The following is a 25548-nucleotide window of genomic DNA, read 5'->3' as shown; positions in this document are numbered from 1 at the left end:
CGAACCTCTTATCTCTATTGCGTCGACGCGACTTAATCCTGCAAACGCGCAATTTCTTCGCCAAATTCGCGGATATCTTCAAAGCTGCGATACACCGATGCAAAGCGGATATAAGCCACTTTATCCAGCTTTCTCAACGCTTCCATCACCAGATTCCCCACCATCTTGGTGGTCACCTCGCGTTCTCCGGTCGCACGAAGATGGGATTTAATGTGATTAAGCGCCATTTCGACGTCATCAGAACTGACCGGCCTTTTTTCCAGCGCCTTCAGCATGCCGCTACGCAATTTATCCTCATTAAAAGGCTCGCGTACTTCATTGCTTTTGATGACTCGCGGCATCACCAGTTCAGCCACTTCAAACGTGGTGAAGCGTTCATGACAAACCAGACACTGCCGACGACGACGTACTTGCGAACCTTCGCCGACCAGACGGGAATCAATGACTTTGGTATCAACAGCGGAACAAAATGGGCAATGCATGATGTGTCCTGACCAGTAATCCTTAAACGTAGCGACAGTTTACCCTGAATTAACGGACTAACCAAAACTCCTGATCCACGTTGCGAAGGGTTTCGCATCTCTTCCGGTAATAGGATGAAAAAAGCTGTCTCACCTATGACTTAGGCTTAATCGCAGCTAAACTCAGCAACAGGGATCAACGGATCAATGAATAAAAACATCGAAAGGGGAACCACAGACATGAGAACCCGATATCGCGTACTGAGCTTCCTGCCAGCGCTCATTTTGCTCGCAGGGTGCGCTGAACAGCGCCAGATGCCCAAATTGCAAAATCAGATAGGCCAGCTCAATCAGCAATTACAAACGCTGACCGATCAGGCCACGGCATTAGAGCGACAAAATGCGTTGAATTCCCAGTCCACCTCCGGCGTTTATTTACTGCCAGCAGCCCAAACCAGCACTGTTCTGGAAAGCAGTATTGGCAGACTCAACGTGTCGTTACGCAATATCGAGACGGAAGCGAACGGAACAAGCGCGTTGCTGCACATTCGCACACTTGATGCGAAGGGGCTACCAGCCTTTGGCGCACAGCTTGACTGGGGACGGCTCGATCCTGTGAGCGGGAAGCCTTTAGCTGGCGACACGCAAACACAGTCGTTTGTCGTCTCCCCTACTCTGTTACCAAAAGCCGAAGCGATTATTGAATTGCGCCTGAGCAACCTGTCGCCGGAAGAACTCGGCTTTGTTCGTTTACATCAGGTTCAGGAAATACAGAGTCCGCCACCGGTTGCCGCAACCGAGTCCCCCTAGTAAGCACATTTCCCAACGCTAAGATGCAAAAAACCCCGCAGCAATGCGGGGTTTTTTATGTTTACAGGCGGCAGATTAAGGCAGGATAGACGGTTGATCCGCACCTTCTTTTTCCACTTTCTGAACGATCAGGTGTTCACGCTTCATACCCAGTTTCAGCGCCAGAGCGGAAGAAACGTAGATAGAAGAGATCGTACCGATGATCACACCGATAAACATCGTCAACGAGAAGCCATGCAACAATGCGCCACCGAAGACCATGAGGATCACAATCATCGCCAACGTGGTCGCCGATGTGATGATGGTACGATGCAACGTCTGTGTCAGAGAGATGTTGGTAATCTCGTAAGGTGTGCCACGACGAATCTTACGGAAGTTCTCACGAATACGGTCAGATACCACGATCTTATCGTTAAGTGAATAACCAATTACCGACATCAGCGACGCAATGATCGTTAGGTCAATCTCAATAGAGAACAGAGACAGCAGACCCATCGTGATGATCGTATCGTGCGCCAAAGCCAGTACGGCACTCATCGCCAGACGCCATTCAAAACGAAAACCGATATAAATGAGGATAGCAATCAGCGCAGACATTAGCGCCAATGCGCCCGCCTGTGCCAAATCACTCCCCACGCTCGGCCCGACAAACTCAATACGTTTCACCGTCGCATGCTGCTGGAAGGTATCGTTCACCACCTTCAGCACTTTGTTACCGAGCGCTTCGTTCTCGCTGCCAGAAACCGGTGGCATACGTACCATTACGTCACGGCTGCTACCGAAGTTCTGCACCTGCGGCTCTGAAAACCCGGAGGTCTCTAATGAACTACGCAGGACATCGAGATCGATAGGTTTCTCAAGGTTAATCTCAATGACCGTACCACCGGTAAAATCGAGTCCCCAGTTGAAACCACGTACACCCATAATCGCGATAGAAGCGATGATCAGCAAAGCGGAAATGGCAAATGCCAATGTGTCCCAGCGCATGAAATCATGGACTTTACGCCCATGATTGAGTTGTTCAATGTTGTATTCCTGTTCCTGTGCCACAACGCACTCCTAGATAGACAGCTTGTTGATACGTTTACCGCCGTAAAGCAGGTTAACGATGGCACGAGTACCGACGATCGCCGTAAACATTGAGGTCGCAATCCCAATCGCAGTCGTGATAGCAAACCCTTTGATAGAACCGGTACCAACCGCATACAGGATGATGACTTTAATCAACGTCGTGATGTTCGCATCAACAATCGAACTGAATGCACCTTTGTAGCCCTCATGAATGGCCTGTTGCACGGAGCGACCATTACTGAGTTCTTCTTTGATACGTTCGTTAATGAGTACGTTAGCATCGACTGCCACCGCCAGCGTAAGCACGATACCCGCGATACCCGGCATGGTCAGCGTCGCCCCTGGCAGCAGCGACATCACGCCGACAATCAACACCAGGTTAGCAACCAATGCACTGGTCGCAATGACACCAAACTTCTTGTAGAAGAAGACCATAAAGAGGATCGATGCGATCAAGCCCCACAAACAGGCTTCCAGCCCCTGAGTGATGTTTTGCATCCCCAGCGTTGGCCCAATGGTACGTTCTTCAACGATCTGAATCGGTGCAATCAGCGCACCCGCACGCAGCAGCAGAGAAAGCTGACGCGCTTCGTTCGGGTTATCAATGCCGGTAATACGGAAGCTGTTACCCAGTCGCGACTGAATCGTCGCTACGTTGATCACTTCTTCGTGTTTTTCCAATATCGAACGGCCAGTTGCATCTTTCTTGCCGCTGTCTTTGTATTCCACAAAGAGGGTCGCCATCAGCTTACCGATGCTGTCTTTGGTGAAGTTGGACATGGTGTTGCCACCCGCGCTGTCCAGAGAAATATTCACCTGAGGCTGGTTGTATTCATCCGTACTCGATGTCGAATCGGTAATATGGTCGCCCGTCAGAATCACACGCTTGAACAACACCACTGGTGAGCCGTCACGCATATTCTTCACTTCAGAGTCGCCCGGCACACGGCCGTTCGCCGCTGCGGTTGCGTCAGCATTACTGTTGACCAGACGGAATTCCAGCGTAGCGGTTGCACCAAGAATTTCTTTCGCGCGCGCCGTGTCCTGAATACCCGGCAACTCAACGACGATGCGATCGGCACCCTGACGCTGTACCAGAGGCTCAGCAACACCCAGTTGGTTCACACGGTTACGCAGGATATTGATGTTCTGCTGTACGGCGTATTCACGTGCTTCACGCAGACGTTCGTCAGACATCACTGCGCGTAGCAGGTTGCTGCCGCTGCTGCTGAGAACCAGATTACGGTGACGAGTCGTCAGATAGTTGATGCCCTCATCACGAGTTTGAGCATCACGGAAACGAATTTCGACACCGTAATTATCAATTTTACGCACGGAGGCATAAGGAATGTTCTTCTCACGCAGATCGCTGCGCAAAGAGTCCATGGTTTGTTCTTGTAGTTTACCCAGCGCCGTATCCATATCCACTTCCATCAGGAAGTGAACGCCGCCGCGCAGGTCAAGCCCCAGTTTCATCGGTTCAGCGCCCAACAACCGCAGCCAGGTTGGCGTAGCAGGTGCCAGGTTAAGTGCAACCACGAACTTTTCGCCCAGCTCATTAACGAGCGCTTCACGCGCACGGAGCTGAACATCAGGGTTAGAGAAGCGAGCCAGAATTGCACCGTTTTCCAATGCAATCGACTTACTGGTAATGTTCTGTTCTTTTAAAACATTCTGGACTTGGATCAGCGTCGTTTCGCTGGCGGCGGTTCCCCGCGCGCCAGTAACTTGTACCGCCGGATCCTCACCATATAGGTTAGGAAGTGCGTAGAGCAGGCCGACAAAAAACACCACGACCAGCATCAGGTACTTCCACAAAGGATAACGATTTAACACGGCAGTTCCCTTCGGGAAAATCGGAAATTACAGGGCCTTAATCGTGCCCTTCGGCAGCACGGCAGCCACGAAATCACGTTTGATAACCACTTCATTGGTCTCGTTCAACGCAATCGCAATATAGCCAGTTTCGGACACTTTGGTTACGCGACCAACCAGACCACCGGTCGTTAAAACTTCATCGCCCTTGCCGATAGAATCCATTAACTTTTTGTGTTCCTTGGCGCGTTTTTGCTGAGGACGCAGGATCATAAAGTAGAAAATCAGACCAAAAACGGCCAGCATAATAACCAGAGAGTACGGGCTTCCCTGAGCCGAAGCGCCAGTTGCAGCTACAGCATCGGAGATGAAAAGACTCATTTAAATATCCTCTTTTTTGTCAAAAGATAAGCTATCAAAAAGATAAGTTATCAACCTTATAATCGTAAAAACGCTTCACAACAAAATACAATTCATAACAAGATACAATGCATAGCAAACGGACTATCAGCTGCTTGCGGCAACGTCTTTTTCAGCAAGCGGCGGAACCGGTTTGCCTATGCGTTGGTAAAAATCCACCACAAAGTGCTCTAATTTACCCTCTTCAATGGCCTGGCGTAAACCTGCCATTAAACGCTGATAATAACGCAAGTTATGAATGGTATTGAGTCGTGCTCCGAGTATTTCGTTGCAACGGTCAAGATGATGCAAGTAGGCGCGGCTATAATTGCGACACGTGTAGCAATCACAGTGTTCATCCAGCGAGCTGACATCATCTTTATGCTTCGCATTACGGATTTTCACTACGCCATCAGTCACGAAGAGATGCCCGTTACGTGCGTTGCGCGTTGGCATCACACAGTCAAACATATCGACACCGCGGCGGACACCTTCGACTAAATCCTCCGGCTTGCCAACGCCCATCAAGTAGCGCGGTTTATCTTCTGGAATCTGCGGGCAAACGTGCTCCAGAATACGGTGCATATCTTCCTTCGGCTCACCGACAGCCAAACCGCCCACAGCGTACCCATCAAAGCCAATGTCTACCAGCCCTTTTACGGATACATCACGTAAATCTTCGTAAACACTTCCCTGAATAATACCGAACAGCGCATTTTTATTCTCCAGCTCATCAAAACGCTGACGGCTGCGTTTTGCCCAGCGCAGTGACATCTCCATAGAGCGCTTGGCGTAATCCCAATCGGCAGGGTACGGCGTACACTCATCAAAGATCATGACGATGTCGGAACCGAGATCGTGCTGAATCTCCATCGATTTTTCCGGGCTAAGGAAAATCGAGTCCCCGTTGATCGGGTTACGGAAATGCACGCCCTGTTCGGTAATCTTGCGAATATCGCCGAGGCTGAACACCTGAAAACCGCCGGAGTCCGTCAGAATCGGGCCGTGCCAGTTCATGAAGTCGTGCAGATCGCCATGCAGCTTCATGATTTCCTGACCGGGACGCAGCCACAAATGGAACGTATTGCCGAGCAGAATCTGTGCGCCGGTCTCTTTCACTTCTTCCGGCGTCATGCCTTTCACCGTGCCGTACGTCCCCACGGGCATAAAAGCCGGGGTTTCTACTACGCCACGTTCAAAAATCAATCTACCGCGTCGCGCACGGCCGTCCGTTGTTTGTAATTCGTACTTCACTTAGCCTCCAGCATCAGAAAAACAGTCTGATGGTAATGATGTATTAACGCCTGACAGAGCGTGGTCTGTGGCGTTCCTATTATGTGGAAAGTGGGTTTAGCCCACGTTTTCCTGTTCGGCCATCGGATTGTGCGTAATAAACATCGCATCACCGTAGCTGAAAAAACGATATTGCTCTGCCACCGCCTGGCGGTAGGCAGACATCGTGTTCTGGTAACCGGCAAAGGCCGACACCAGCATGATTAACGTCGATTCGGGTAAATGGAAATTGGTCACCAGCGCATCGATAATGCGGTAGTGATAGCCTGGATAGATGAAAATTTTGGTATCGCCGAAGAACGGTTCGATCGCCGCGTTCTGGCTGGCCTGCGCGGCACTTTCCAGTGAACGTACCGAGGTAGTACCAACGGCGATCACACGATTTCCCCGCGCTTTGCACGCCAGAACAGCATCAACGACGTCCTGCGGCACTTCGGCATATTCGGCGTGCATAATGTGATCTTCAATCGTATCGACGCGCACAGGCTGGAAAGTCCCCGCCCCGACGTGCAGCGTAACGAACGCCATGTCGATGCCCTTCTCGCGCAGCGCGGCCAACATCGGCTCATCAAAGTGCAAGCCCGCCGTCGGTGCCGCTACGGCGCCCGGACGTTGGCTATACACCGTCTGATAAAGCTCACGGTCGGCATCTTCATCCGGTCTGTCGATATACGGTGGTAACGGCATATGGCCGATATCATTCAGGATCGATAGAACATCACGATCATCATCGAAATGCAGCTCGAATAGCGCATCGTGGCGAGCGGTCATCGTGGCCTTGACGCTTTCGTCATCGCCCAGAAGCAGTTCCGTACCCGGTTTTGGCGCTTTTGACGCCCGAACGTGCGCGAGTACCCGATGGTCATCCAGCACACGCTCAACCAGTACTTCCAGTTTGCCGCCGCTGGCTTTACGACCAAACAGACGAGCAGGAATCACGCGCGTATTGTTGAATACCAGCAGATCGCCGGGATTCAGTTTATCCAGCAAATCGGTAAACACGCCGTGCGTCAGATTTCCCGTCGGCCCGTCCAGCGATAGCAGGCGGCACCCACTGCGTTCCGCTTGTGGATAATGGGCAATCAATGATTCAGGAAGTTCAAACGAAAAATCGGTAACACGCATGGCAATTCACTTAGCTGTAATACATTAAAAATGGGCGGCCTAGTCTAGAGCCGCAAGCGCATGGCTGCAAGAAATAAGCACCTGAGTCGTGGAATGCATGATATCCAATAGAAAAGGTATATACTGTCACGATGAATTTTCTTGCCCACCTCCATCTAGCCACGCTGGCCGACAGCTCCCTATTAGGTAATCTGATGGCGGATTTCGTGCGCGGTAACCCACAAGACAGCTACGCTGACGAGATCGTCGCGGGTATTCGTCTGCATCGTCGTGTTGATTCGCTGACCGACAGCCTGCCGGAAGTCAAACAGGCGCGTCAGTATTTCAGCGATGAATTCCGCCGCGTTTCGCCGATTACGTTGGATGTGCTGTGGGATCACTATCTTGCACGTCACTGGCTACAGCTGGTGCCGGACACGCCCTTGCAAGCCTTTATCGACGAGGCGCAATCACAAATCGAGCCGCATCTGGCGCAAACGCCGGAACGCTTTCAGAACCTGAATCGCTATCTGTGGCCGGAACGCTGGATGACCCGTTACGCAGAGCTGCCGTTTATCGCCGATGTGCTGCACAGAATGTCGGTACGCCGTCCGAAACTGGCTGCGCTGTCCGGCTCTTTTCAGGATATCGAGCAGCACTATCATCAATTTGAAACACTCTTCTGGCAGTTTTATCCACGGATGATGCAATTAGCGAAAGCGCAGCAGCTGTAAGATCGCGACTTTTCCGTTTTTCTACGCGGCGTATTGTCCTTTCCATCAAAAGGGTTAATCTAGCCCCTTGAAAGGAAATAGCGATGAGTTCAATAGACAGAAACTATCTCATTGATTGGTCTCTTTGCCTGTATTCACTTAGGCAGAGTCCCTATACTACTCGCTGTTTTTTATATCATCCGATCATTAACCGCTATCTACAGGAGTAATTATGGTCCTGGTAACTCGTCAAGCCCCAGACTTCACCGCAGCTGCCGTTTTAGGCAGTGGCGAAATCGTCGAAAATTTCAACCTGAAGAAGCACATCAACGGTAAAGCTGCCGTGATCTTCTTCTGGCCGATGGACTTCACCTTCGTTTGTCCGTCAGAGCTGATTGCTTTCGATCACCGCTATGCCGAGTTCAAGAAACGCGGTGTAGAAGTGGTTGGCGTTTCCTTCGACTCCGAGTTTGTTCACAACGCATGGCGTAAAACCCCTGTGGACAAAGGCGGCATCGGCGAAGTGCAATACGCGATGGTTGCTGACATCAAGCGCGAAATCCAGAAGGCCTACGGCATTGAGCACCCAGAAGCCGGTGTTGCACTGCGTGGTTCTTTCCTGATCGACAAAAACGGCGTAGTTCGTCACCAGGTAGTGAACGATCTGCCGCTGGGTCGTAACATCGATGAAATGCTGCGTACCGTTGATGCCCTGCAATTCCACGAAGAGCACGGCGAAGTGTGCCCAGCGCAGTGGGAAAAAGGGAAATCCGGTATGGGCGCGTCACCAGACGGCGTAGCAAAATACCTGTCTGAGAACGCAGACAAGCTGTAATTCCTCATCCTGCCGACATGGCAATATGATGACCAAGCCAGTCGCGATGCGACTGGCTTTTTCTTTGCCCGCAAGTTATTCATCTGTTCTTCTTCACCTCTCACCGTCTCTTCCCTGCGATATCTTAAATAATACAAAAGGTTGACTAGGGGCGCTAAATCCTTAGCCTTAAAGCCACATCGTGTTAATGCACGACAGATTCACTGGAATAAAAGGAGAACGCATGCAACAAAATCTCGCGCTATGGCTGAGAGAAGCTGGAATACAACACGCTAGCCTCATTGCGTTACTGATTGTTCTTGGGCTGATATTGCTCATTTCTGCCGTCATCCACCTGATTTTTCATCAGGTTGTGCTGAAAAGAATGGTACTGCGCTCACTCAATAAGCCGGGAAAAACCGAGGGACACGGGTGGAAGCAGGCGCTGACGCAACACAACTTGTTTAACCGGCTGGCCTTCTTGCTACAAGGGGTGATCCTGAATATTCAGGTCTTTGTGTGGCTTCCCTCGCAGAGTGAAACCCGTGAAGCACTCATCATCTGTTCCCAGGTGTGGATCATGGTTTTTGCTCTGCTGTCCTTGTTCTCGCTCCTCGATGTTCTGCTCAACGTTTCCGCCCGTACCAAAGTCGCCAGCCAGCTGCCGCTGCGCGGTATCTTCCAGAGCCTGAAACTGATTGCCACCATCGTCATCAGCATTATGGTGGTGTCACTGCTCATCGGGAAATCGCCGCTGATTCTGATCAGTGGACTAGGCGCGATGGCCGCCGTCCTGATGTTGGTGTTCAAAGATCCGATTATGGGATTGGTCGCGGGCATCCAACTCTCCGCCAATGACATGTTAACGCTGGGAGACTGGCTCGAAATGCCGAAATACGGCGCTGACGGAGCCGTTATCGATATCGGGCTGACAACGGTAAAAGTGAGAAACTGGGACAATACCGTCACCACGATTCCCACCTATGCGTTAGTCTCCGATTCTTTTAAGAACTGGCGTTCGATGTCCGAATCTGGGGGCAGGCGTATCAAGCGCAGTATCAATATCGATACCACCAGCGTGCATTTTATGACGGAAGACGAGCAGGCGCGATTGCTGCGCAGCAAGCTGCTGTCGCCTTATATTCAGAACAAGAAGAGTGAACTGGATCAGCATAATGCCCAGTCCGACTCCGACCTGACATCACCGCTGAACGGCCGTCGTTTGACGAATTTAGGCACCTTCCGCGCTTACCTTCAGGTTTATCTGCGCACGCATCCGGGTATTCATAAAGGGATGACGCTGATGGTACGGCAGCTTGCGCCAACGTCAGAAGGGGTACCGCTGGAGATTTATGCGTTTACCAACACAACCGCCTGGGTCGATTATGAAAGCATTCAGTCTGATATTTTCGACCATATCTTTGCGATCTTACCGGAGTTCGATCTCCGCATTCATCAAATCCCAACCGGCCACGATATGCGAGTCATGGCGCAGCAAATGACTACGCCGAAAGCGTAAAAATAGGCACAAAAAAATGCTCCAATGGAAGCGCAGAGGTTGCTAATAAAGTCCGTAGTGCGGGAGTAACGAATAGATCGTAAAGACGCTGCAAGTACGTCCATGTAAGCTCGGCTTGCGCCATCCATGGCGCAAACGCTTTACTCTTCTATTTCGTTACTCCCGTTTTCGTTCGACAAAAAGGTTTGTCAACGGACAGTCTGAGCGCTTCTTCTGATAGCAAGCGACTAACTTAATTCTGTGCCGCTACCGCGTTCTGACGCTTCTTCTTCCAGACATAGCCCACTAAAAGCAGCAATATCCAGATGATGCCGACATACAGTGACACGCGCGTGTCCGGGAAGTAGCCAATCAACCCGATGATAAAGAACAGGAAGACAATACCGAACACGGAGGTCACGATGCCGCCGCGCAGTGGGAACGCCAGCGCCTTCACTTCATCCGGGCTCAGACGACGGCGGAAGGCGATCTGAGAAAACAGAATCATGATCCACACCCACACCGTCGCAAAGGTGGCCAGTGAAGCAATCACCAGGAAAACTTTACCGGGCATAATGTAATTCAGATACACCGCCACCAGCAGCGCCATCATCATCACAACAACCGTGACCCACGGGATACCTCGCTTGGAAATACGGCTAAACACCTTCGGTGCATGCCCCTGCTCCGCCATCCCGTGCAGCATACGGCCAACGCCGAAAACATCGCTGTTAATCGCCGACAGCGACGCGGTAATCACAACAAAATTCAGGATACCTGCCGCCGCCGTAATACCCATATGCTGGAACGTCAGCACGAACGGGCTTCCGTTGGTGCCTACCTGATTCCATGGGTAAATTGACATAATGACGAACAGCGTACCGACATAGAACACCAGAATACGCCATGGCACAGAGTTAATCGCGCGAGGGATAGACTTCTGTGGGTCTTTGGCCTCACCGGCCGTAATCCCGATAATCTCCACGCCGCCATACGCAAACATCACCAGTTGCAGCGACAGAATCATCCCCATCACACCGTTACTGAAGAACCCGCCATTGCTCCAGAGGTTGTGGATCCCCGTCGGTTCCCCCCCGTTGCCAATACCCCAAATGATGATGCCGATCCCGGCCGCGATCATGATGATAATGGTGGCGACTTTGAAGAAAGAGAGCCAAAACTCCAGTTCACCAAAGGCTTTCACATTCATCAGGTTAATGGCACCAATAATGAGCACTACACTCAGAACCCACACCCAGTGAGGCACGGCAGGGAACCAGACGCCCATGTAGATGCCAAACGCGGTCACATCGGCAATGGCGACAATTAGCATCTCAAAGCAGTAGGTCCAGCCGGTGATATATCCCGCCAATGGCCCGAGGTAATCTTGCGCATAGCGAGAAAACGAACTGGACTGCGGGTTGTGTACCGACATTTCGCCCAGAGCGCGCATGATGATATACGCGACAACCCCACCGATCAGATAAGCCAGTAACACGCTGGGGCCAGCCATTTGGATCGCACTTGCGGAACCATAAAAAAGACCGGTTCCGATCGCAGAGCCAAGGGCGATAAAGCGAATATGCCGCGTGCTTAACCCACGCTTGAGCTTGGAAGATGGTTGTTCCATTGATAAGCAACCCTGTCTTATAGAAAGAAAAACATTACAAAAAGAAAAACCACAGGCAAATACCTGTGGTGCATAAACCCAACCTTGTGCTGGAGCAGTACGCTATCCCTACCGCCCCAGCGCTATCAGGCATTAACGATATTATTGATGTACCGTCACTTCCTGACGGCCACAAAGTCTGTCGTAAATTACCGCAACCAGTAAGATCAGCAGTGACGGAGGCAGCCAGGCCAACCCTTGCTCACTCAGCGGCAGGTTGAGGCTCCACTCTGGCAACAGCGATTTGAAGGCCGACGATTTTATACCATCAATCATGCCAAATAACAGACTGACTAACATGACGGGGGCCACAATACGTGAAGCGCTATTCCACCAACGCAGCGTAAAGCTCAATAAAACCAGGATGATACACGGTGGATAAATCGCCGTCAGTACAGGAATGGAAAGTTGAATCAGATGGCTCAAGCCCAGATTAGACACCACCATCGAGAACGTTCCCAACACAAACACCAGCGTGCGGTAAGACAACGGCAGGTATTGCGCAAAGAATTCCGCACAGGCACAGGTCAGCCCCACCGCCGTCACCAGACACGCGATGAAGATTAACAACGCCAGGAAGCTGCTTCCCATGTTACCGAACGAATGTTGCACATAGGCGTGGAGAATTTCTGCGCCGTTCTGCGCCTGCGGCACCAGTTCACCACTGACGGAACCGAGCTGGAACAGGCTCAAATAGACTAATGTCAGACCGATCCCCGCAATTAATCCTGCCCACATGGTGTAACGCGTCAGTAGCACGGAGCTGGTCACCCCACGCGAGCGCGCCGCATTGACGATCACGATACCGAATACCATCGCGCCCAGCGTATCCATCGTCAGATAACCGTTGACGAAACCATTAGAGAACGGCAGTTGCTCATACGTTTCTGTCGCCGGGATAGGCGAACCGGCAGGCCACAGCACTGCAGCAATGCCCAGTACCGCCAGCGCAATGATCTTTAACGGTGCCAATACATGGCCGACCGTATCCAGCAGTTTGCCCGGATACAGGGAAATCGCGATCACAATGGCAAAATAAATCAGGCTATAAATCAGCAGCGGAGAGGCTCCGTTGCCGACCAAAGGAGCAAGACCGACTTCAAACGACACGGTTGCCGTGCGCGGCGTGGCGAACAGTGGCCCAACGGCCAAATAGCACACGGTAGCCAGAACAACACCGGCCTTTTTACCAATCGGCGAGCTGAGCGCATCAACGCCACCGCCAACCCGGGCCAGCGCGATCACGGTCAACACAGGTAGACCAACCGCCGTTAGCAGAAAGCCGAGCGCTGCGGTCCAAACGTGCTCTCCCGCCTGCAATCCCACCATCGGCGGGAAAATAATATTTCCTGCCCCCACGAACAAAGCAAAGGTCATAAAACCTAATGCCACGATATCTTTGGAAGTTAAACGATGACTCATAGTTATGTCGTGTTGCCTGTATCAAATCGATAAAAAGAAAACGCGCTGTTTATCGCCGCCAGAAGCCATTCACAAGGGGCTAGCTCGAAGCAGACGCCAGCACTCTGGAAACGCGAAAGATGGCGGTCATATACTCTAAATAATTCGAGTTTCAGGACAAAACGTTAACGTTTTGAACAGCGCTTGCGCTGACCCCAAAGGGGTGAGGCCACAAGGCCGAATAACGCGGCAAGCGAAGCAATCCCGATGAGCTTACTCAGGTAAGTGATTCGGGTGGCTGAACGCGGCCAACGCACATGCAACTTGAAGTATGACGAGTACAGAGGAGTTATTTTTTGCACAGCCATATTGGGTGCTAAGTAAAACGTTTATAGCGTAAAAAGACAAGCAGAGATCCAAAAACCAGAGTATATGGCCTAACTATGCCAAAAAATAAGAATATAAATTGGTTTATCCTGATTTGCATAACACATGATTTGCGCATTTATCGATATTTCATTGCAATAAAACTGACAAAAAACGGCATAAAATGCGTTGTTAAATCATAAAAAAAACATATTTCACAAAAATGCCGTGAGTGGAAAGCCGGATGACGGCCACAAAAAAGGCCGGATCGAATGATCCAGCCTCTGTATACCTGTTGCAGAGATAGCGCTACCTCATCGGTATCACCACACGCGATTGGCGATATCCACGACAAGCTTCAGCTTATTCCACTGCTGCTCTTCCGTCAGGCTATTGCCCTCTTCCGTTGAAGCAAAGCCACACTGCGGGCTTAAGCAAATCTGGCTGAGATCGACATATTTTGCCGCTTCCGCGATGCGCGCCTGCACGACTTCTGCCTCTTCCAGCTCACCGTTCTTCGTCGTGATCAGCCCCAGCACCACCTGCTGATGGCCTGGCTTCACAAAACGCAGTGGCTCAAATCCACCGGCTCTCTCGGTATCATATTCCAGGAAGAACGCATCAACATTCACTTCGCCAAACAGAATTTCTGCCACAGGCTCATACCCGCCTTCAGAAATCCAGGTTGAGCGGAAATTACCGCGACAGACATGTAAACCGATAACCAGATCCGCAGGCTTATCAGCCAGCGCTTTATTCAGCACATCAGCGTAGGTTCGCGCCAGCTGTGCCGGATCTTCACCACGTTCACGGATCTGGCGTTTTTGATCGTCAGAGCACAGGTAGGCCCATACGGTGTCATCCAGTTGCAGGAAGCGACAGCCTGCGTCATAAAATGCGTGAATCGCATCGCGCCAGGTTTGTGCCAAATCGTCGAAATAATCCGCCAGATCGGGATAAACCGTCGCATCAATCGCTTTGCGGCCGCCGCGGAAATGCATCACGCTAGGGCTTGGAATCGTCATTTTAGCGACGGCATCGCCAGAAATGCTGTTCAGATAACGGAAATGATCGAGCATCGGATGCTGGGGATTGAAACTCACTTTATCCACGACGCGAATCGCATGGGATTTGGTCTGAATACCGTTGAATTGAATACCGTGATCGGCTTCGTAGCGCTCCACGCCGTTCAAGTCGGCAAAAAAATCGAAATGCCACCAGGCACGACGCAGTTCACCATCCGTCACAACCTGCAGGCCCGCTTCACGCTGCTTTTCTACCACCCGCAGAATCTCACGATCTTCTATGTTACGCAGCGCGGTATCATCAATTTCACCCGCCTGATGCTGAAGACGTGCTTCCTTAATCGCTGCTGGACGCAAGAAACTGCCGACGCTATCGGCACGGAAAGGGGATAAGGTATTCGCCATATGTCGCTCCTGACATGTTGCCAGCACCAATCTTCGGGAAAGAAGCGTACTGGCAGATAGTTTCAATATGAAATATTTGCCCAGAGGGATAGTTACATTTAATCTTATTTAGCCATCTGGACGTCTAAATTTAAAACTATCCTGTCACGTGGCGAATCACAGGGCAATGGAAGAATTTTCACGTCACATGAAGAAAGTTCATGTGACGTGAAAACATCACAAATTCGTAGTGGAAAGAGGAATTATTGCGGCAGGCCAACCTGCTGACGCGCCTGACGACGCGTTTCTTCCGGCAGCGGTAAATAACCATCCTGATTCACCAGCGACTGCCCCGTTTCGGACAGCACACGATCTAAAAATGCCGCCGTCAGCGCTTCCAGCGGTTGGCTGGGCGCTTTGTTTACATAGATATAGAGATAGCGGGTGTAGGGATACAAACCGCTGCGGATATTTTCAGTCGAGGGGTAGATGTAGTCGGTGCCTTGTGCGGCTAACGGCAGCATTCTCACGCCGCTGGTACGAAAACCCACGCTGGCATAGCCGATGGCATCGGTTGACGCCGCAACCGCTTGTACCACAGACGCTGACCCCGGTAACTCATTAACCTGAGGAAGGAAATCGCCACGGCATAGCGCCTTTTGCTTAAAGAACCCATAGGTTCCCGACGCAGAGTTTCGTCCATAGCGCAGTAGCGTGCGCTTTTCCCAACTGCCGTGCAGGCCGACATCCCCCCACTGCTTTATAGGCTGGTGGTTACCGCAGCGCTGCGTAATTGAAAAGATGGCATCCAGTTGCGACAAATTCAGCCCAGGTAACGGGTTATCCTGATTGACCAGCACAACCAGCGCATCCATTGCCACCGGCACCGCCAGCGGCGGATAGCCATAGTGCTGGACGAACGCCTCAATTTCGCTGGCCTTCATCGCCCTGCTCATCGGCCCAAGCTGCGCGGCACCGGATGCCAGAGATGTCGGCGCAGAGGACGACCCGGCGGCCTGAATCTGTAAATTCACGTTAGGGTAATGCTGGCTGAAATCCGCCGCCCAAAAGGCCATCAGGTTAGCCAGCGTATCCGACCCCGCGCTGGAGAGGTTACCCGCCAGCATCTGACGAGGCTGTGCGGAGCACAACGCGCTGAGCAGCAGTAAAAAAGCGCCCGCGATACGAGTGGCGGATGTCATAGATAGCGTTTTCCGTCAGGCTGAAGGTTTCACCGTATTTTCAGCCAGAGAGGCAGGGACAATCAACCGATTCGGCAACGTAAAGACAAAACGTGAGCCCAGACCATCCTCACTCATGATCTCCAGACGAGAATCATGATGGCTGAGCGCATGCTTCACAATCGCCAGCCCCAGCCCGCTGCCGCCCGTTTGTCGTGAGCGCGCCTTATCCACCCGATAAAAACGTTCCGTCAGGCGCGGCAAGTGCTCGGCCGCAATGCCCGGCCCGTTATCGCTGACCTGAAATTGCGCACCCTGTGGGATCTTCTGCCAGCAGACTTCGATACGCGTTCCCGCTGGCGTATGGTTGACCGCGTTATACACCAGATTGGATACCGCACTGCGCAGCTGTTCTTCATTACCAAACACGCGGAGGCTTTCGTTCACACGAAAGACGATCTCATGACGCCCCTGACTCAGCGTCTGCGCTTCACGCTGCAATACGCGCAGCATCAACGGAATATCGACCTTTTCATTCAGATCGATTGCCGTCGCCGCCTCAATACGGGACAGGGTCAGCAGCTGTTTGACCAGCCCGTCCATGCGTCGGGTCTGCTCCTGCATGGTATTCAGCGCTTTTCCTCGTAGCGCCGCATCCAGCGTTTCTTCCTGCATCATTTCCAGATAGCCCTGCAACACCGTCAGCGGCGTACGCAGTTCATGGCTCACATTGGCAAAAAAGTTACGTCTGGCGCCTTCAAGCTGGTGCATTTGCGTAATATCACGCGCCACCATCAATAGCTGGCCTTCAGAATAGGGCATCACGCGGAATTCAACATGGTGGGAATTATTCAACTGTAGCGTGAGAGGACGGCTAAAATCCTGTCCTTTCATGTAATTCGTGAATTCGGGATAGCGCAATAAGTTGAGGATATTCTGACCGTTATCCTCCGGCCAGCGGAAATTCAGCAGATGCTGCGCCAGATGATTACACCAGAAGATCGTTCCTTCTTCGGTGGTGATCACCACAGCATCGGGCAAGGATTCGGCACCGCTGCGAAACCGCTTGATCAGGAGCGCTAGCTCACGGCGTCGGCGTCGATTACGCAACTGCATCTGATAGAGCCCGTAAAACAGCGGCTCCCAGCTCCAGCGACCGGGCGGTGGCGTCATGCTGCGGTCAACCCACAGCCAATAAGAGAGTTTTAGCTGGTTATAAAAATTCCAGCACAGTAAGCCTAATACGGCGACCAGCAGAAACCAGGGCAGATAGCCAAAAATCAGCCCCAGCAGTAAAGCGGGCAAACAAAAAAAAGCTAGCTCCAATGCCAGCCTTTTCCAGGATAAACGTTCTAGCACGTTAATGTGTCTCCGGTTACGATCACCTCAGTAACGCGTTGAAAAACGGTAGCCCGTTCCCCGAACGGTTTGCACCATTTTGTCATGTCCGCTGGTTTCCAGCGCTTTACGCAGGCGACGAATATGGACGTCGACAGTACGATCCTCAACATAAACGTTAGTGCCCCAAACGTGATTCAGCAACTGTTCCCGGCTATAAACACGTTCAGGATGCGTCATAAAGAAATGCAGCAGTTTAAATTCCGTCGGCCCCATGTCCAACGCGTGCTCTTCGGTCGTCACACGATGTGAGGAAGGATCGAGGCTCAGGCCACGCATTTCAATCACTTCTTCCACCGCCATCGGTGAAATGCGGCGCATAACGGCTTTGATACGCGCCACCAATTCTTTGGGTGAAAACGGTTTGGTAATGTAATCATCCGCACCCACTTCAAGCCCGCGCACGCGGTCTTCTTCTTCGCCGCGCGCGGTTAACATCATCACCGGAATATCACGCGTCAGCGCCTCGCGCTTCATATGCTTGATGAATTGCAGGCCCGACCCGCCTGGCAGCATCCAGTCCAATAACACCAGTTCTGGGAATGGCTCCGACAGTTGCGTTACCGCGCTGTCATAGTCTTCAGCTTCAACGGGTTGATAACCATTTTGTTCCAGTACAAAGCAGACCATTTCACGAATTGGTGCTTCATCTTCCACGACTAATATGCGTTTTGCCATTGTTAATCCTGTCGTTAATCATCGTCGCTGTTAGCAGGCGGAGGCATTATGCGTCAGTTTTATGACAGATTTATGAAAAACGCACGGACCGCTCTGCACGATTGTTACAGCGCGTACATCCGATTTTTCGAGCCGCTTTCCAAACGTCTGATTCCACCGCGACAGCCTCCATCCCTGCTATATATAATCATGGCATTACGATGACAAAGCACCAGGGCGACGACACACCCTTTCACATAATAAATAATGACAACGTCATCCACCGCCACGCGGTATGAATATCGAGAGAACACGATGCGCATTATCCACACCGCCGATTGGCATTTAGGGCAATATTTTTATACCAAAAGCCGCGCTGCTGAGCATCAGGCTTTTCTGAACTGGCTTATTGTTCAGGTGGAACAACACCAGGTCGATGCCATTATCGTTGCTGGCGATATTTTTGATAACGGTTCGCCCCCCAGCTATGCGCGGGAAATGTATTATAGCTTCGTGGTCGCGCTACAGCGCACAGGCTGCCAGCTCATCGTTCTCGGCGGTAACCACGATTCTGTCGCGATGCTAAATGAATCTCGCGAGCTGCTGGCCTGTCTGAACACGCAAGTGATTGCCTGCGCCAGCGGCGAACCAGCCCAACAGGTGCTCCTACTAGAAAACCGTCAAAGGCAGCCCGGCGCCCTGCTCTGCGCGATTCCTTTTTTACGTCCACGTGATGTGTTAACCAGCAAAGCTGGGCAATCCGGGGATGAAAAACAGCTGGCGCTACAGGGAGCGATTACCGCGCACTACCAGCAGTGTTACCAATTGGCTTATCAAAAACGCGACGAACTTGGCCTGCCGCTGCCGATTATCGCAACCGGGCACCTGACGACGATTGGCGCAACCGCCTCAGAATCCGTACGCGATATCTATATTGGTACGCTCGATGCCTTTCCTGCACAGGCTTTTCCGCCTGCGGATTATATCGCGCTCGGCCATATTCACCGCCCGCAGCGCGTGACCCAAAGCGAGCACATTCGCTACAGCGGTTCGCCCATCCCGTTGAGTTTTGATGAGCTAAACAGCGAGAAATCCGTCTGTCTGGTGAGCTTTGTACCCGATGTACCACCGCAAACGCCTCCGCAGATAGACATCCTGCCGATTCCCATGACTCAGCCGATGCAGCTGATTAAAGGTAGCCTGAGCGATATTGAACAACAGTTGAGCACCTTCAAGAACCATCAGGGCGATAAACCCGTGTGGTTGGATATCGAGATCAACACGCAAGATTATCTGAGCGACATGCAAAAACGCATTCAGGCGATGACCGAGAACCTGCCCGTGGAGGTACTGCTGCTGCGCCGCACGCGTGAACAGCGCCTACAGGCAATTACCCGACAGGACAAGGAAACGCTAAACGAACTGAGCGTACATGACGTTTTTGAACGTCGTCTGGTAACGGAGACAGATATGGAAGATAGCCGCCAACAGCGGGTTCGAACGCTGTTTAATCAGGTTATTGATGAACTGGAAAATAGCGAGACGGCCAAATGAAGATTCTCAGTCTGCGCTTAAAAAACCTTAATGCGTTGAAAGGCGAATGGAAGATCGATTTCACGCAGGAGCCATTTTCCAGCAACGGCTTATTTGCCATTACCGGCCCGACCGGCGCGGGGAAAACCACGCTGCTAGATGCGATCTGTCTGGCGCTGTACCACGAAACACCACGGCTTGGCCTGCTTTCCGCCAGCCAGAATGACCTGATGACGCGTAACACCGCTGAGTGCCTTGCCGAAGTCGAGTTTGAGGTGAAAGGCGTCGGATATCGCGCCTTCTGGAGCCAGCGTCGGGCAAGAAACGCCCCAGACGGCAATTTGCAGTCTCCAAAGGCCGAACTTGCGCTCATTGAAGACGGCAAGATTCTGTGTGAAAAGCTCAATGATAAGAAAGAGATGATCACGCAGCTCACTGGGCTGGATTTCGGCCGCTTCACGCGATCCATGATGCTGTCACAAGGCCAGTTTGCCGCCTTCCTCAACGCCAAAGCAGACGACCGAGCGGAACTGCTGGAAGAGCTGACAGGCACGGACATTTACGGCCTGATTTCCGAACGCGTCTATAACAAGCACAAGCAGGCAAACGTCGCACTGAGCACGCTACAGGCGCGCGCATCAGGCATTCAGCTTTTAACCGACGACCAGCGTCAGCAGGTGGAAGAACAGCTTGCTGAGCTGCTCCAGCAAGAGCAACGGGGCAACATCGAACGTGAGCAAGCGCTGACTACGCTGCGCTGGTTTGAGCAACTGACGCAGCAGCACACGCAGCGAACCAACACGCAGGCGCAACATGCAAGCGCCGAATCCGCCATTCAGCAGGCTAAACCGCAGCTCGACAGGTTAACTCACAGCGAACCGGCAGAAAAACTGAGGCCACTACATCAGGAACGAGAGCGCTATCGACAGGAATCTCTCACGCTGGCACAGCGTATTGAACAACTGACCGGGAAGCAGGCCGCCGAACAGTTCACGTTAACCGCGCTACGCCAGCAGGAAGAAAAAGCCGAGCGGGATGTGAGCGAGCACAAACGGGTACGGCAGCAGCAAGAGCAGGTAATCAACGAACAGGTGGTGCCACTTGACCATCGCATTGCCACGCTGGAGCAGCAAAAAGCGCAGCAGCAGGACGAACTGGCAAAAACGCAGGCTCGTCTGCACGCCGATGAAAGTAAACAAACCCAGACGGCAGCGGAACAGCAGCAGGCTACACAGCAGCTTGAACAGATCCAGTCTTACCGCCAGCAACACGCGCATCATCAGCAGTGGGGAGAACAACTTCCTCTGTGGCGCACCCAGTTTCGGCAATTGCGCCAGCTTCAGGACGAGCAAGAGAAGCTGAAGCAAAAACAGGCGCAACATACCGCACAGTCGACAACGCTACAGCAAGAAACGGTGACCCTGGCAGCACAGCAGCGTGAACAACAAGCGATCGTTGATGCTGCCCGTCAGCAGTTCATGCAACACGATGAAACACGGCAACAGCAGGAAGCGCACCAGCCGCTTTCCATCCTGCACCAGCGGTTCAATCAACGCATTGACCAGCATGCTGAACGCCAACGACTCGCGACAATCAGCGACCAGTTCCAGCGTCTGCATGTTCGCAAGCAACAGTACCTCGCCAAACAGAATGAGATACAAGGGCATATCAGCCAGTCAGAAATCTTAAAGAAACAGCAGCAATCCGAGCATGAGCAGCGAAGCCAGCATCTGGTCGATCTGGAAACGGTGCATCGGCAGGAAGAGCGTATCGTTAAGCTGGAAGCCGAACGCCAGCGGCTACAGGCCAGAGAAGCGTGCCCGCTATGTGGTTCAACCGAGCATCCAGCCATCGAACGCTATCAGGCGCTGCAACCGTCTGAAACCCAGCAGCGACTGACGGCGCTACAGCAGGACGTGAACCAGTTAACGACAGCGCTGGCAAATACGGCTGCACAGTTGGCCTCGCTAGCGCAACAGCAGGAACTGTTGCAACAGGAGATCGCTCAGATCGATAGCGAGCATCACGCCCTGCTGCAACAGTGGAAAGATGTCAGTGAGCGCTTACAAGTTAACTACACGTTGGAACAACCAGATGAGGTCGCAGCCTGGCTTGCGCAGAATGAAGCTGAAGAACAGGCTATTCGACAGCAGATTACCGCACGCGAGCAATTGCAAAAACAGTGGCAGGAAAGTAAGGATTTACTGACTGCCGCAGAGGCATTGCAGCGGGAACTCGACCAGAAAATCGCGCTGAATACCCAGCAGCAAGCCTCGCTAAACGTTACGCAGCAAGAACTCGATCAATCGCTGCAAAACGTGCACCAGCAGATCACGCAGCATACTCAGGAAATCACGCAGACGCTGGCAACCTTAAACCTTCCTCTGCCTGAGGCCGATGCCCAGAACGACTGGCTGGCTCAGCGCGAGAATGAGTGGCAAGACTGGAAAATCAAAGAGCAGGAGCAATCTCGCCTAGCTCCTCTCTTAGCCACGCTACAAAGCGATCTTCACCATCTGAATCGCAGCGTGACAGAGGCGAGACAACTGATCCAAACACAGCAACAGCAGTTGGAACAGTACCTCACGCAACTCAACACAAACCAACAAGAGCGGCTGGCGTTGTTTGGGGACAGGCAGATCGCTACCGTGCGCGAACAGCTACAGCGAACCAGCCAGCAGTACGACGATGCACTCAGGCTAGCCCTGTCAGCTCGTCAGCAAACCGAAACGACGTTAAGCCGTCTAACGGGAGAGCTGGCTAGCACGCAACAGCAATATGAACAGAGCACGCGCCAGCATGAGAGTGCTATCGAACGCTTTACTCAGGCGTTGCAACAAAGCACTTTCGCCGATGAAACCACGTTCCTCAATGCGTTGCTTGATGAGCAGGAACGCCAGACGTTGCAGACGTGGAAGGAAGAACTATCTCAGCGTTTGCAGCAGGCGGCGGCACTTCACCAGCAGGCTGAACGTGAGCTGCTCGCCCATCAACAAAAGCGCCCCGCTTCCCTGACGGAAGACGCCACACAAGAAGCGGTACAGCAGCAGTTGACAGCGCTGGATGAAACGCTGAAAACCAACCTGCGGCAACAGGGCGAGTTCCAGCGTCAGTTGGCTGACGATAAACAACAGCGCCAGAATCAGCAGGATTTGCTCAATGAGATCGCCCAAAGTCAGCAAATGTATGACGACTGGAGCTGTCTTAATACGCTCATTGGTTCACAAAGCGGGCATAAATTCCGTAAGTTTGCTCAGGGGCTAACGTTGGACCATCTGGTTTATCTCGCCAATCTCCAGCTTTCCCGCCTGCACGGGCGCTATATGCTGAAACGTAAACCCGGTGACGATCTGGAGCTGCTGGTGATGGATACCTGGCAAGCGGACGCCGAGCGTGATACGCGTACGCTGTCCGGCGGCGAGAGCTTCTTAGTGAGTTTGTCGCTGGCGCTGGCGCTCTCCGATTTGGTCAGCCACAAAGCCAGCATCGACTCGCTGTTTCTGGATGAAGGCTTCGGCACGCTGGATGCCGAGACGCTGGATATCGCACTTGATGCCCTCGATAACCTAAACGCCTCCGGTAAAACCATCGGCGTCATTAGCCATGTCGAAGCCATGAAAGAGCGTATTCCGGTACAGATCAAAGTGCAGAAGATTAACGGGCTGGGCGTCAGCCGGCTGGCGCCGCAGTACGCCGTGTAGCCATCATTCGATCTGCAATTACTTCGTCTTCGGCCAGAGCCAGGCGGCTCCGCGTACCCCACTGGAGTCGCCGTGTATGGCCTGAAGCACGGGCGTTTCGCATTCACCGCCGAAGATCCACGGTTTAATTTTTTCCGGCACGGTCTGATAGAGGCGAGCAACGTTGCTCATTCCGCCCCCCAGCACCACGACATCAGGGTCAAGCAGGTTAATTACATGCGCTAGCGATTTTGCCAGACGATGTTCATAGCGCTGTAACGCCAGTTCTGCAATGGGATCGCCCTGCTCCGCTAAGGCAATAACGGCCTCGCCCTTGTGCGGCTGGCCGCTCAGGCGCTGGTAATCCACGGCAAATCCGGTGCCGGATATAAACGTTTCAATACAGCCAGACTTACCGCAGTAGCAGGGAACCGTCTGCCGATAGCGCAGCTCATCGTCATCCATCCAGGGCAGTGGATTATGTCCCCACTCGCCCGCAATGCCATTGCCGCCGACGTGCGCCTGACCATTCAGCGCAATGCCCGACCCGCAGCCGGTTCCGATGATGACGGCGAAAACGGTCTGCTTCCCAGCTCCGGCACCGTCAACCGCTTCTGAAACCGCGAAACAGTTTGCGTCATTGGCAACCCGCACGGGCCGATTCAGCAACGTGGCGAGATCGAGATCCAGCGCCTGACCGTTGAGCCAGGTGGAGTTGGCATTTTTTACCTTACCGGTAAACGGCGACAGCGTACCGGGGATCCCCACGCCGACGCTGCCGCGAGAGCCGGTCGCTTTTTCAGCCATCTCCACCAGCGTGACGATAGTCCGCAGCGTTTCCGGGTAGTCATTTCTTGGCGTCGGCATACGTTGCCGAAAACGTTCCTGCCCCTCATCATCCAGCGCAATGACTTCCGTTTTCGTCCCGCCTAGATCGATACCGATTCTCATGATGTCTCCCCGCGTGTTGTAAATAGGCCCGAGGCAATTCGCCACCGACCTGAAAACGTTCTTATAGGGATAAGTACCCTAAATAATTCGAGTCGTGCAGCCAACGCACATGCAGCTTGAAGTATGACGGGTATAACCAGAGAAACCAATCAGCTGCCATTCAAAGCGTGATAGGTATTCCTCTGAATCCCGGTATTTTATTCCACATAACCGTCTCGAATTCGTTATCATGCGCGCAACATTACAAACCCGCGTGCAAACCTGCGCGCCCAGTCAGGGATAACACCATGTTGTGGTTTAAGAACTTAATGATTTACCGCCTAAGCCGGGACAGCGTGCTGTCCAAAGATAACGTTTTGTCTGCGGACGAACTGGAAAAACGGCTCAGCGCTTTCGCGTTCACCCCGTGCGGCAGTCAGGATATGATGAAAACGGGTTGGGTATCACCGATGGGATCCCATAGCGATGCTTTAACGCACGTCGTTAATGGGCAAATCGTTATCTGCACCCGCAAAGAAGAAAAAATCCTGCCTTCCCCGGTCATCAAGCAAACTCTTCAAGCCAAGATTGAACGTCTGGAAGCGGAGCAGCACCGCAAGCTGAAAAAAACCGAAAAAGACTCGCTGAAAGATGAAGTGTTGCATAGCCTGCTGCCGCGTGCATTCAGCCGTTTCAGCCAGGTTTGGCTGTGGATCGATACGGTTAACGGTCTGATTATGGTCGATGCCGCCAGCGCCAAAAAAGCGGAAGATACGCTGGCGCTGCTGCGTAAAACGCTGGGCTCGCTGCCCGTGGTACCGCTGACGATGGAAAACCCTATCGAGCTGACGCTGACCGAGTGGGTTCGTTCCGGTGAGCCGGCGGCAGGTTTCGCGCTACAGGATGAAGCAGAACTGAAAGCCATTCTGGAAGACGGCGGCGTTATCCGCTGTAAAAAACAGGATTTGGTCTGCGATGAAATCGCCGTACACATTGAAGCAGGCAAACTGGTCACCAAGCTGGCGCTAGACTGGCAGGAACGGATTCAGTTGGTCTTGTCCGAAGACGGTTCGGTAAAACGCTTGAAGTTCTCCGATACGCTGAGGGAACAAAACGACGATATCGATCGGGAAGATTTCGCTCAGCGGTTTGATGCCGATTTTATTTTGATGACCAGCGAGCTGGCGGCATTGATTGCGAATCTGATTGAAGCACTGGGCGGAGAAGCCCAACGTTAATGCTGTCGATTTTTAGTACAGTCGATTGTTAATACAGTCGATCGTTAATACTGCTGATTGTTAATGCAGTCGGTGATTGCCCGCCAATGTTCGGCGGGCAATCACTCT

At 52.4% G+C, this 25548-nt stretch carries 20 protein-coding genes; 7 read left to right on the top strand and 13 right to left on the bottom strand.

What is annotated here, in order from left to right; translation table 11 throughout:
* Positions 1-32: 32 nt before the first annotated feature.
* Positions 33-482 carry a transcriptional regulator NrdR gene (gene nrdR / locus Q3A88_RS08155; RefSeq protein ID WP_010282042.1) on the bottom strand — a complete coding sequence of 150 codons (450 nt, stop codon included), beginning with the start codon at positions 480-482 and terminating at the stop codon, positions 33-35.
* 219 nt (positions 483-701) lie between these two features.
* Between nrdR and Q3A88_RS08150 the strand changes: the two genes are divergently transcribed.
* Entirely contained in the window at positions 702-1271 is a 570-nt protein-coding gene (locus Q3A88_RS08150) for a DUF3251 domain-containing protein (RefSeq protein ID WP_110163794.1), read from the top strand.
* Positions 1272-1346: 75 nt separating this feature from the next.
* Here Q3A88_RS08150 and secF read toward each other — a convergent pair whose 3' ends face one another.
* The 5 genes from secF to queA form a co-directional block, all read right to left on the bottom strand.
* Positions 1347-2258 (bottom strand): protein translocase subunit SecF, encoded by a 912-nt coding sequence (secF, locus tag Q3A88_RS08145; protein ID WP_219993363.1) that lies wholly within the window; start codon positions 2256-2258, stop codon positions 1347-1349.
* A gap of 72 nt (positions 2259-2330) precedes the next feature.
* The gene (gene secD, locus Q3A88_RS08140) at positions 2331-4178 is read right to left on the bottom strand and encodes a protein translocase subunit SecD (protein WP_110163796.1); all 1848 of its coding nucleotides are present in this window, start codon (positions 4176-4178) and stop codon (positions 2331-2333) included.
* 27 nt (positions 4179-4205) lie between these two features.
* On the bottom strand, positions 4206-4538 hold the full coding sequence (gene yajC / locus Q3A88_RS08135; protein ID WP_110163797.1) for a preprotein translocase subunit YajC: 333 nt from the start codon (positions 4536-4538) through the stop codon (positions 4206-4208).
* 126 nt (positions 4539-4664) lie between these two features.
* A complete protein-coding gene (gene tgt, locus Q3A88_RS08130) occupies positions 4665-5810 on the bottom strand; it encodes a tRNA guanosine(34) transglycosylase Tgt (RefSeq protein ID WP_010282031.1) in 1146 nt (381 codons plus the stop codon).
* Between the two features lie 96 nt (positions 5811-5906).
* The gene (gene queA, locus Q3A88_RS08125) at positions 5907-6974 is read right to left on the bottom strand and encodes a tRNA preQ1(34) S-adenosylmethionine ribosyltransferase-isomerase QueA (protein WP_039511016.1); all 1068 of its coding nucleotides are present in this window, start codon (positions 6972-6974) and stop codon (positions 5907-5909) included.
* Positions 6975-7105: 131 nt separating this feature from the next.
* Between queA and Q3A88_RS08120 the strand changes: the two genes are divergently transcribed.
* From Q3A88_RS08120 to Q3A88_RS08110, 3 genes are all read left to right on the top strand, one after another.
* On the top strand, positions 7106-7687 hold the full coding sequence (locus Q3A88_RS08120; protein WP_039274427.1) for an ACP phosphodiesterase: 582 nt from the start codon (positions 7106-7108) through the stop codon (positions 7685-7687).
* A gap of 211 nt (positions 7688-7898) precedes the next feature.
* Positions 7899-8501 carry a peroxiredoxin C gene (locus Q3A88_RS08115; RefSeq protein ID WP_010299049.1) on the top strand — a complete coding sequence of 201 codons (603 nt, stop codon included), beginning with the start codon at positions 7899-7901 and terminating at the stop codon, positions 8499-8501.
* A 223-nt stretch (positions 8502-8724) separates the two neighbouring features.
* Positions 8725-9999, top strand: a complete 1275-nt coding sequence (locus Q3A88_RS08110; protein WP_110163869.1) for a mechanosensitive ion channel family protein — start codon at positions 8725-8727, stop codon at positions 9997-9999.
* A 232-nt stretch (positions 10000-10231) separates the two neighbouring features.
* Here the strand turns inward: Q3A88_RS08110 and proY are convergent, their stop codons facing one another.
* The 6 genes from proY to phoB all read right to left on the bottom strand — a co-directional run bounded on the left by proY (position 10232) and on the right by phoB (position 18080).
* Complete coding sequence (gene proY, locus Q3A88_RS08105) at positions 10232-11608, bottom strand: proline-specific permease ProY (RefSeq protein ID WP_010299043.1); 1377 nt, start codon at positions 11606-11608, stop codon at positions 10232-10234.
* Positions 11609-11749: 141 nt separating this feature from the next.
* On the bottom strand, positions 11750-13069 hold the full coding sequence (gene brnQ, locus Q3A88_RS08100) for a branched-chain amino acid transport system II carrier protein (RefSeq protein WP_317177711.1): 1320 nt from the start codon (positions 13067-13069) through the stop codon (positions 11750-11752).
* A gap of 668 nt (positions 13070-13737) precedes the next feature.
* A complete protein-coding gene (locus Q3A88_RS08095) occupies positions 13738-14844 on the bottom strand; it encodes a cobalamin-independent methionine synthase II family protein (RefSeq protein WP_039275420.1) in 1107 nt (368 codons plus the stop codon).
* 242 nt (positions 14845-15086) lie between these two features.
* A complete protein-coding gene (locus Q3A88_RS08090; protein ID WP_317177710.1) occupies positions 15087-16025 on the bottom strand; it encodes a phosphate ABC transporter substrate-binding protein in 939 nt (312 codons plus the stop codon).
* Between the two features lie 15 nt (positions 16026-16040).
* Positions 16041-17363, bottom strand: a complete 1323-nt coding sequence (gene phoR, locus Q3A88_RS08085) for a phosphate regulon sensor histidine kinase PhoR (RefSeq protein WP_039275418.1) — start codon at positions 17361-17363, stop codon at positions 16041-16043.
* A gap of 27 nt (positions 17364-17390) precedes the next feature.
* Entirely contained in the window at positions 17391-18080 is a 690-nt protein-coding gene (gene phoB / locus Q3A88_RS08080) for a phosphate response regulator transcription factor PhoB (RefSeq protein WP_005975981.1), read from the bottom strand.
* A 294-nt stretch (positions 18081-18374) separates the two neighbouring features.
* Here phoB and sbcD point away from each other — a divergent pair, with 294 nt between their 5' ends.
* Both sbcD and Q3A88_RS08070 read left to right on the top strand, forming a co-directional pair.
* Positions 18375-19613 carry an exonuclease subunit SbcD gene (sbcD, locus tag Q3A88_RS08075; protein ID WP_317177717.1) on the top strand — a complete coding sequence of 413 codons (1239 nt, stop codon included), beginning with the start codon at positions 18375-18377 and terminating at the stop codon, positions 19611-19613.
* A complete protein-coding gene (locus tag Q3A88_RS08070; protein WP_317177709.1) occupies positions 19610-23293 on the top strand; it encodes an SbcC/MukB-like Walker B domain-containing protein in 3684 nt (1227 codons plus the stop codon). Before sbcD ends, Q3A88_RS08070 begins: the two co-directional genes overlap by 4 nt.
* A gap of 18 nt (positions 23294-23311) precedes the next feature.
* Here Q3A88_RS08070 and mak read toward each other — a convergent pair whose 3' ends face one another.
* Positions 23312-24223: a fructokinase gene (mak, locus tag Q3A88_RS08065; protein ID WP_039497328.1), complete on the bottom strand. Its 912-nt coding sequence runs from the start codon at positions 24221-24223 to the stop codon at positions 23312-23314.
* A 287-nt stretch (positions 24224-24510) separates the two neighbouring features.
* Between mak and rdgC the strand changes: the two genes are divergently transcribed.
* Positions 24511-25440 (top strand): recombination-associated protein RdgC, encoded by a 930-nt coding sequence (rdgC, locus tag Q3A88_RS08060; protein ID WP_010281791.1) that lies wholly within the window; start codon positions 24511-24513, stop codon positions 25438-25440.
* Positions 25441-25548 lie beyond the last annotated feature (108 nt).

It is taken from the genome of Pectobacterium sp. HCp5_1 (genome assembly GCF_032905925.1).
GTDB lineage: Bacteria > Pseudomonadota > Gammaproteobacteria > Enterobacterales > Enterobacteriaceae > Pectobacterium > Pectobacterium brasiliense_A.
Note: the sequence above shows the minus strand (reverse complement) of the source record. Positions and strands in the feature narration are given on the sequence as shown.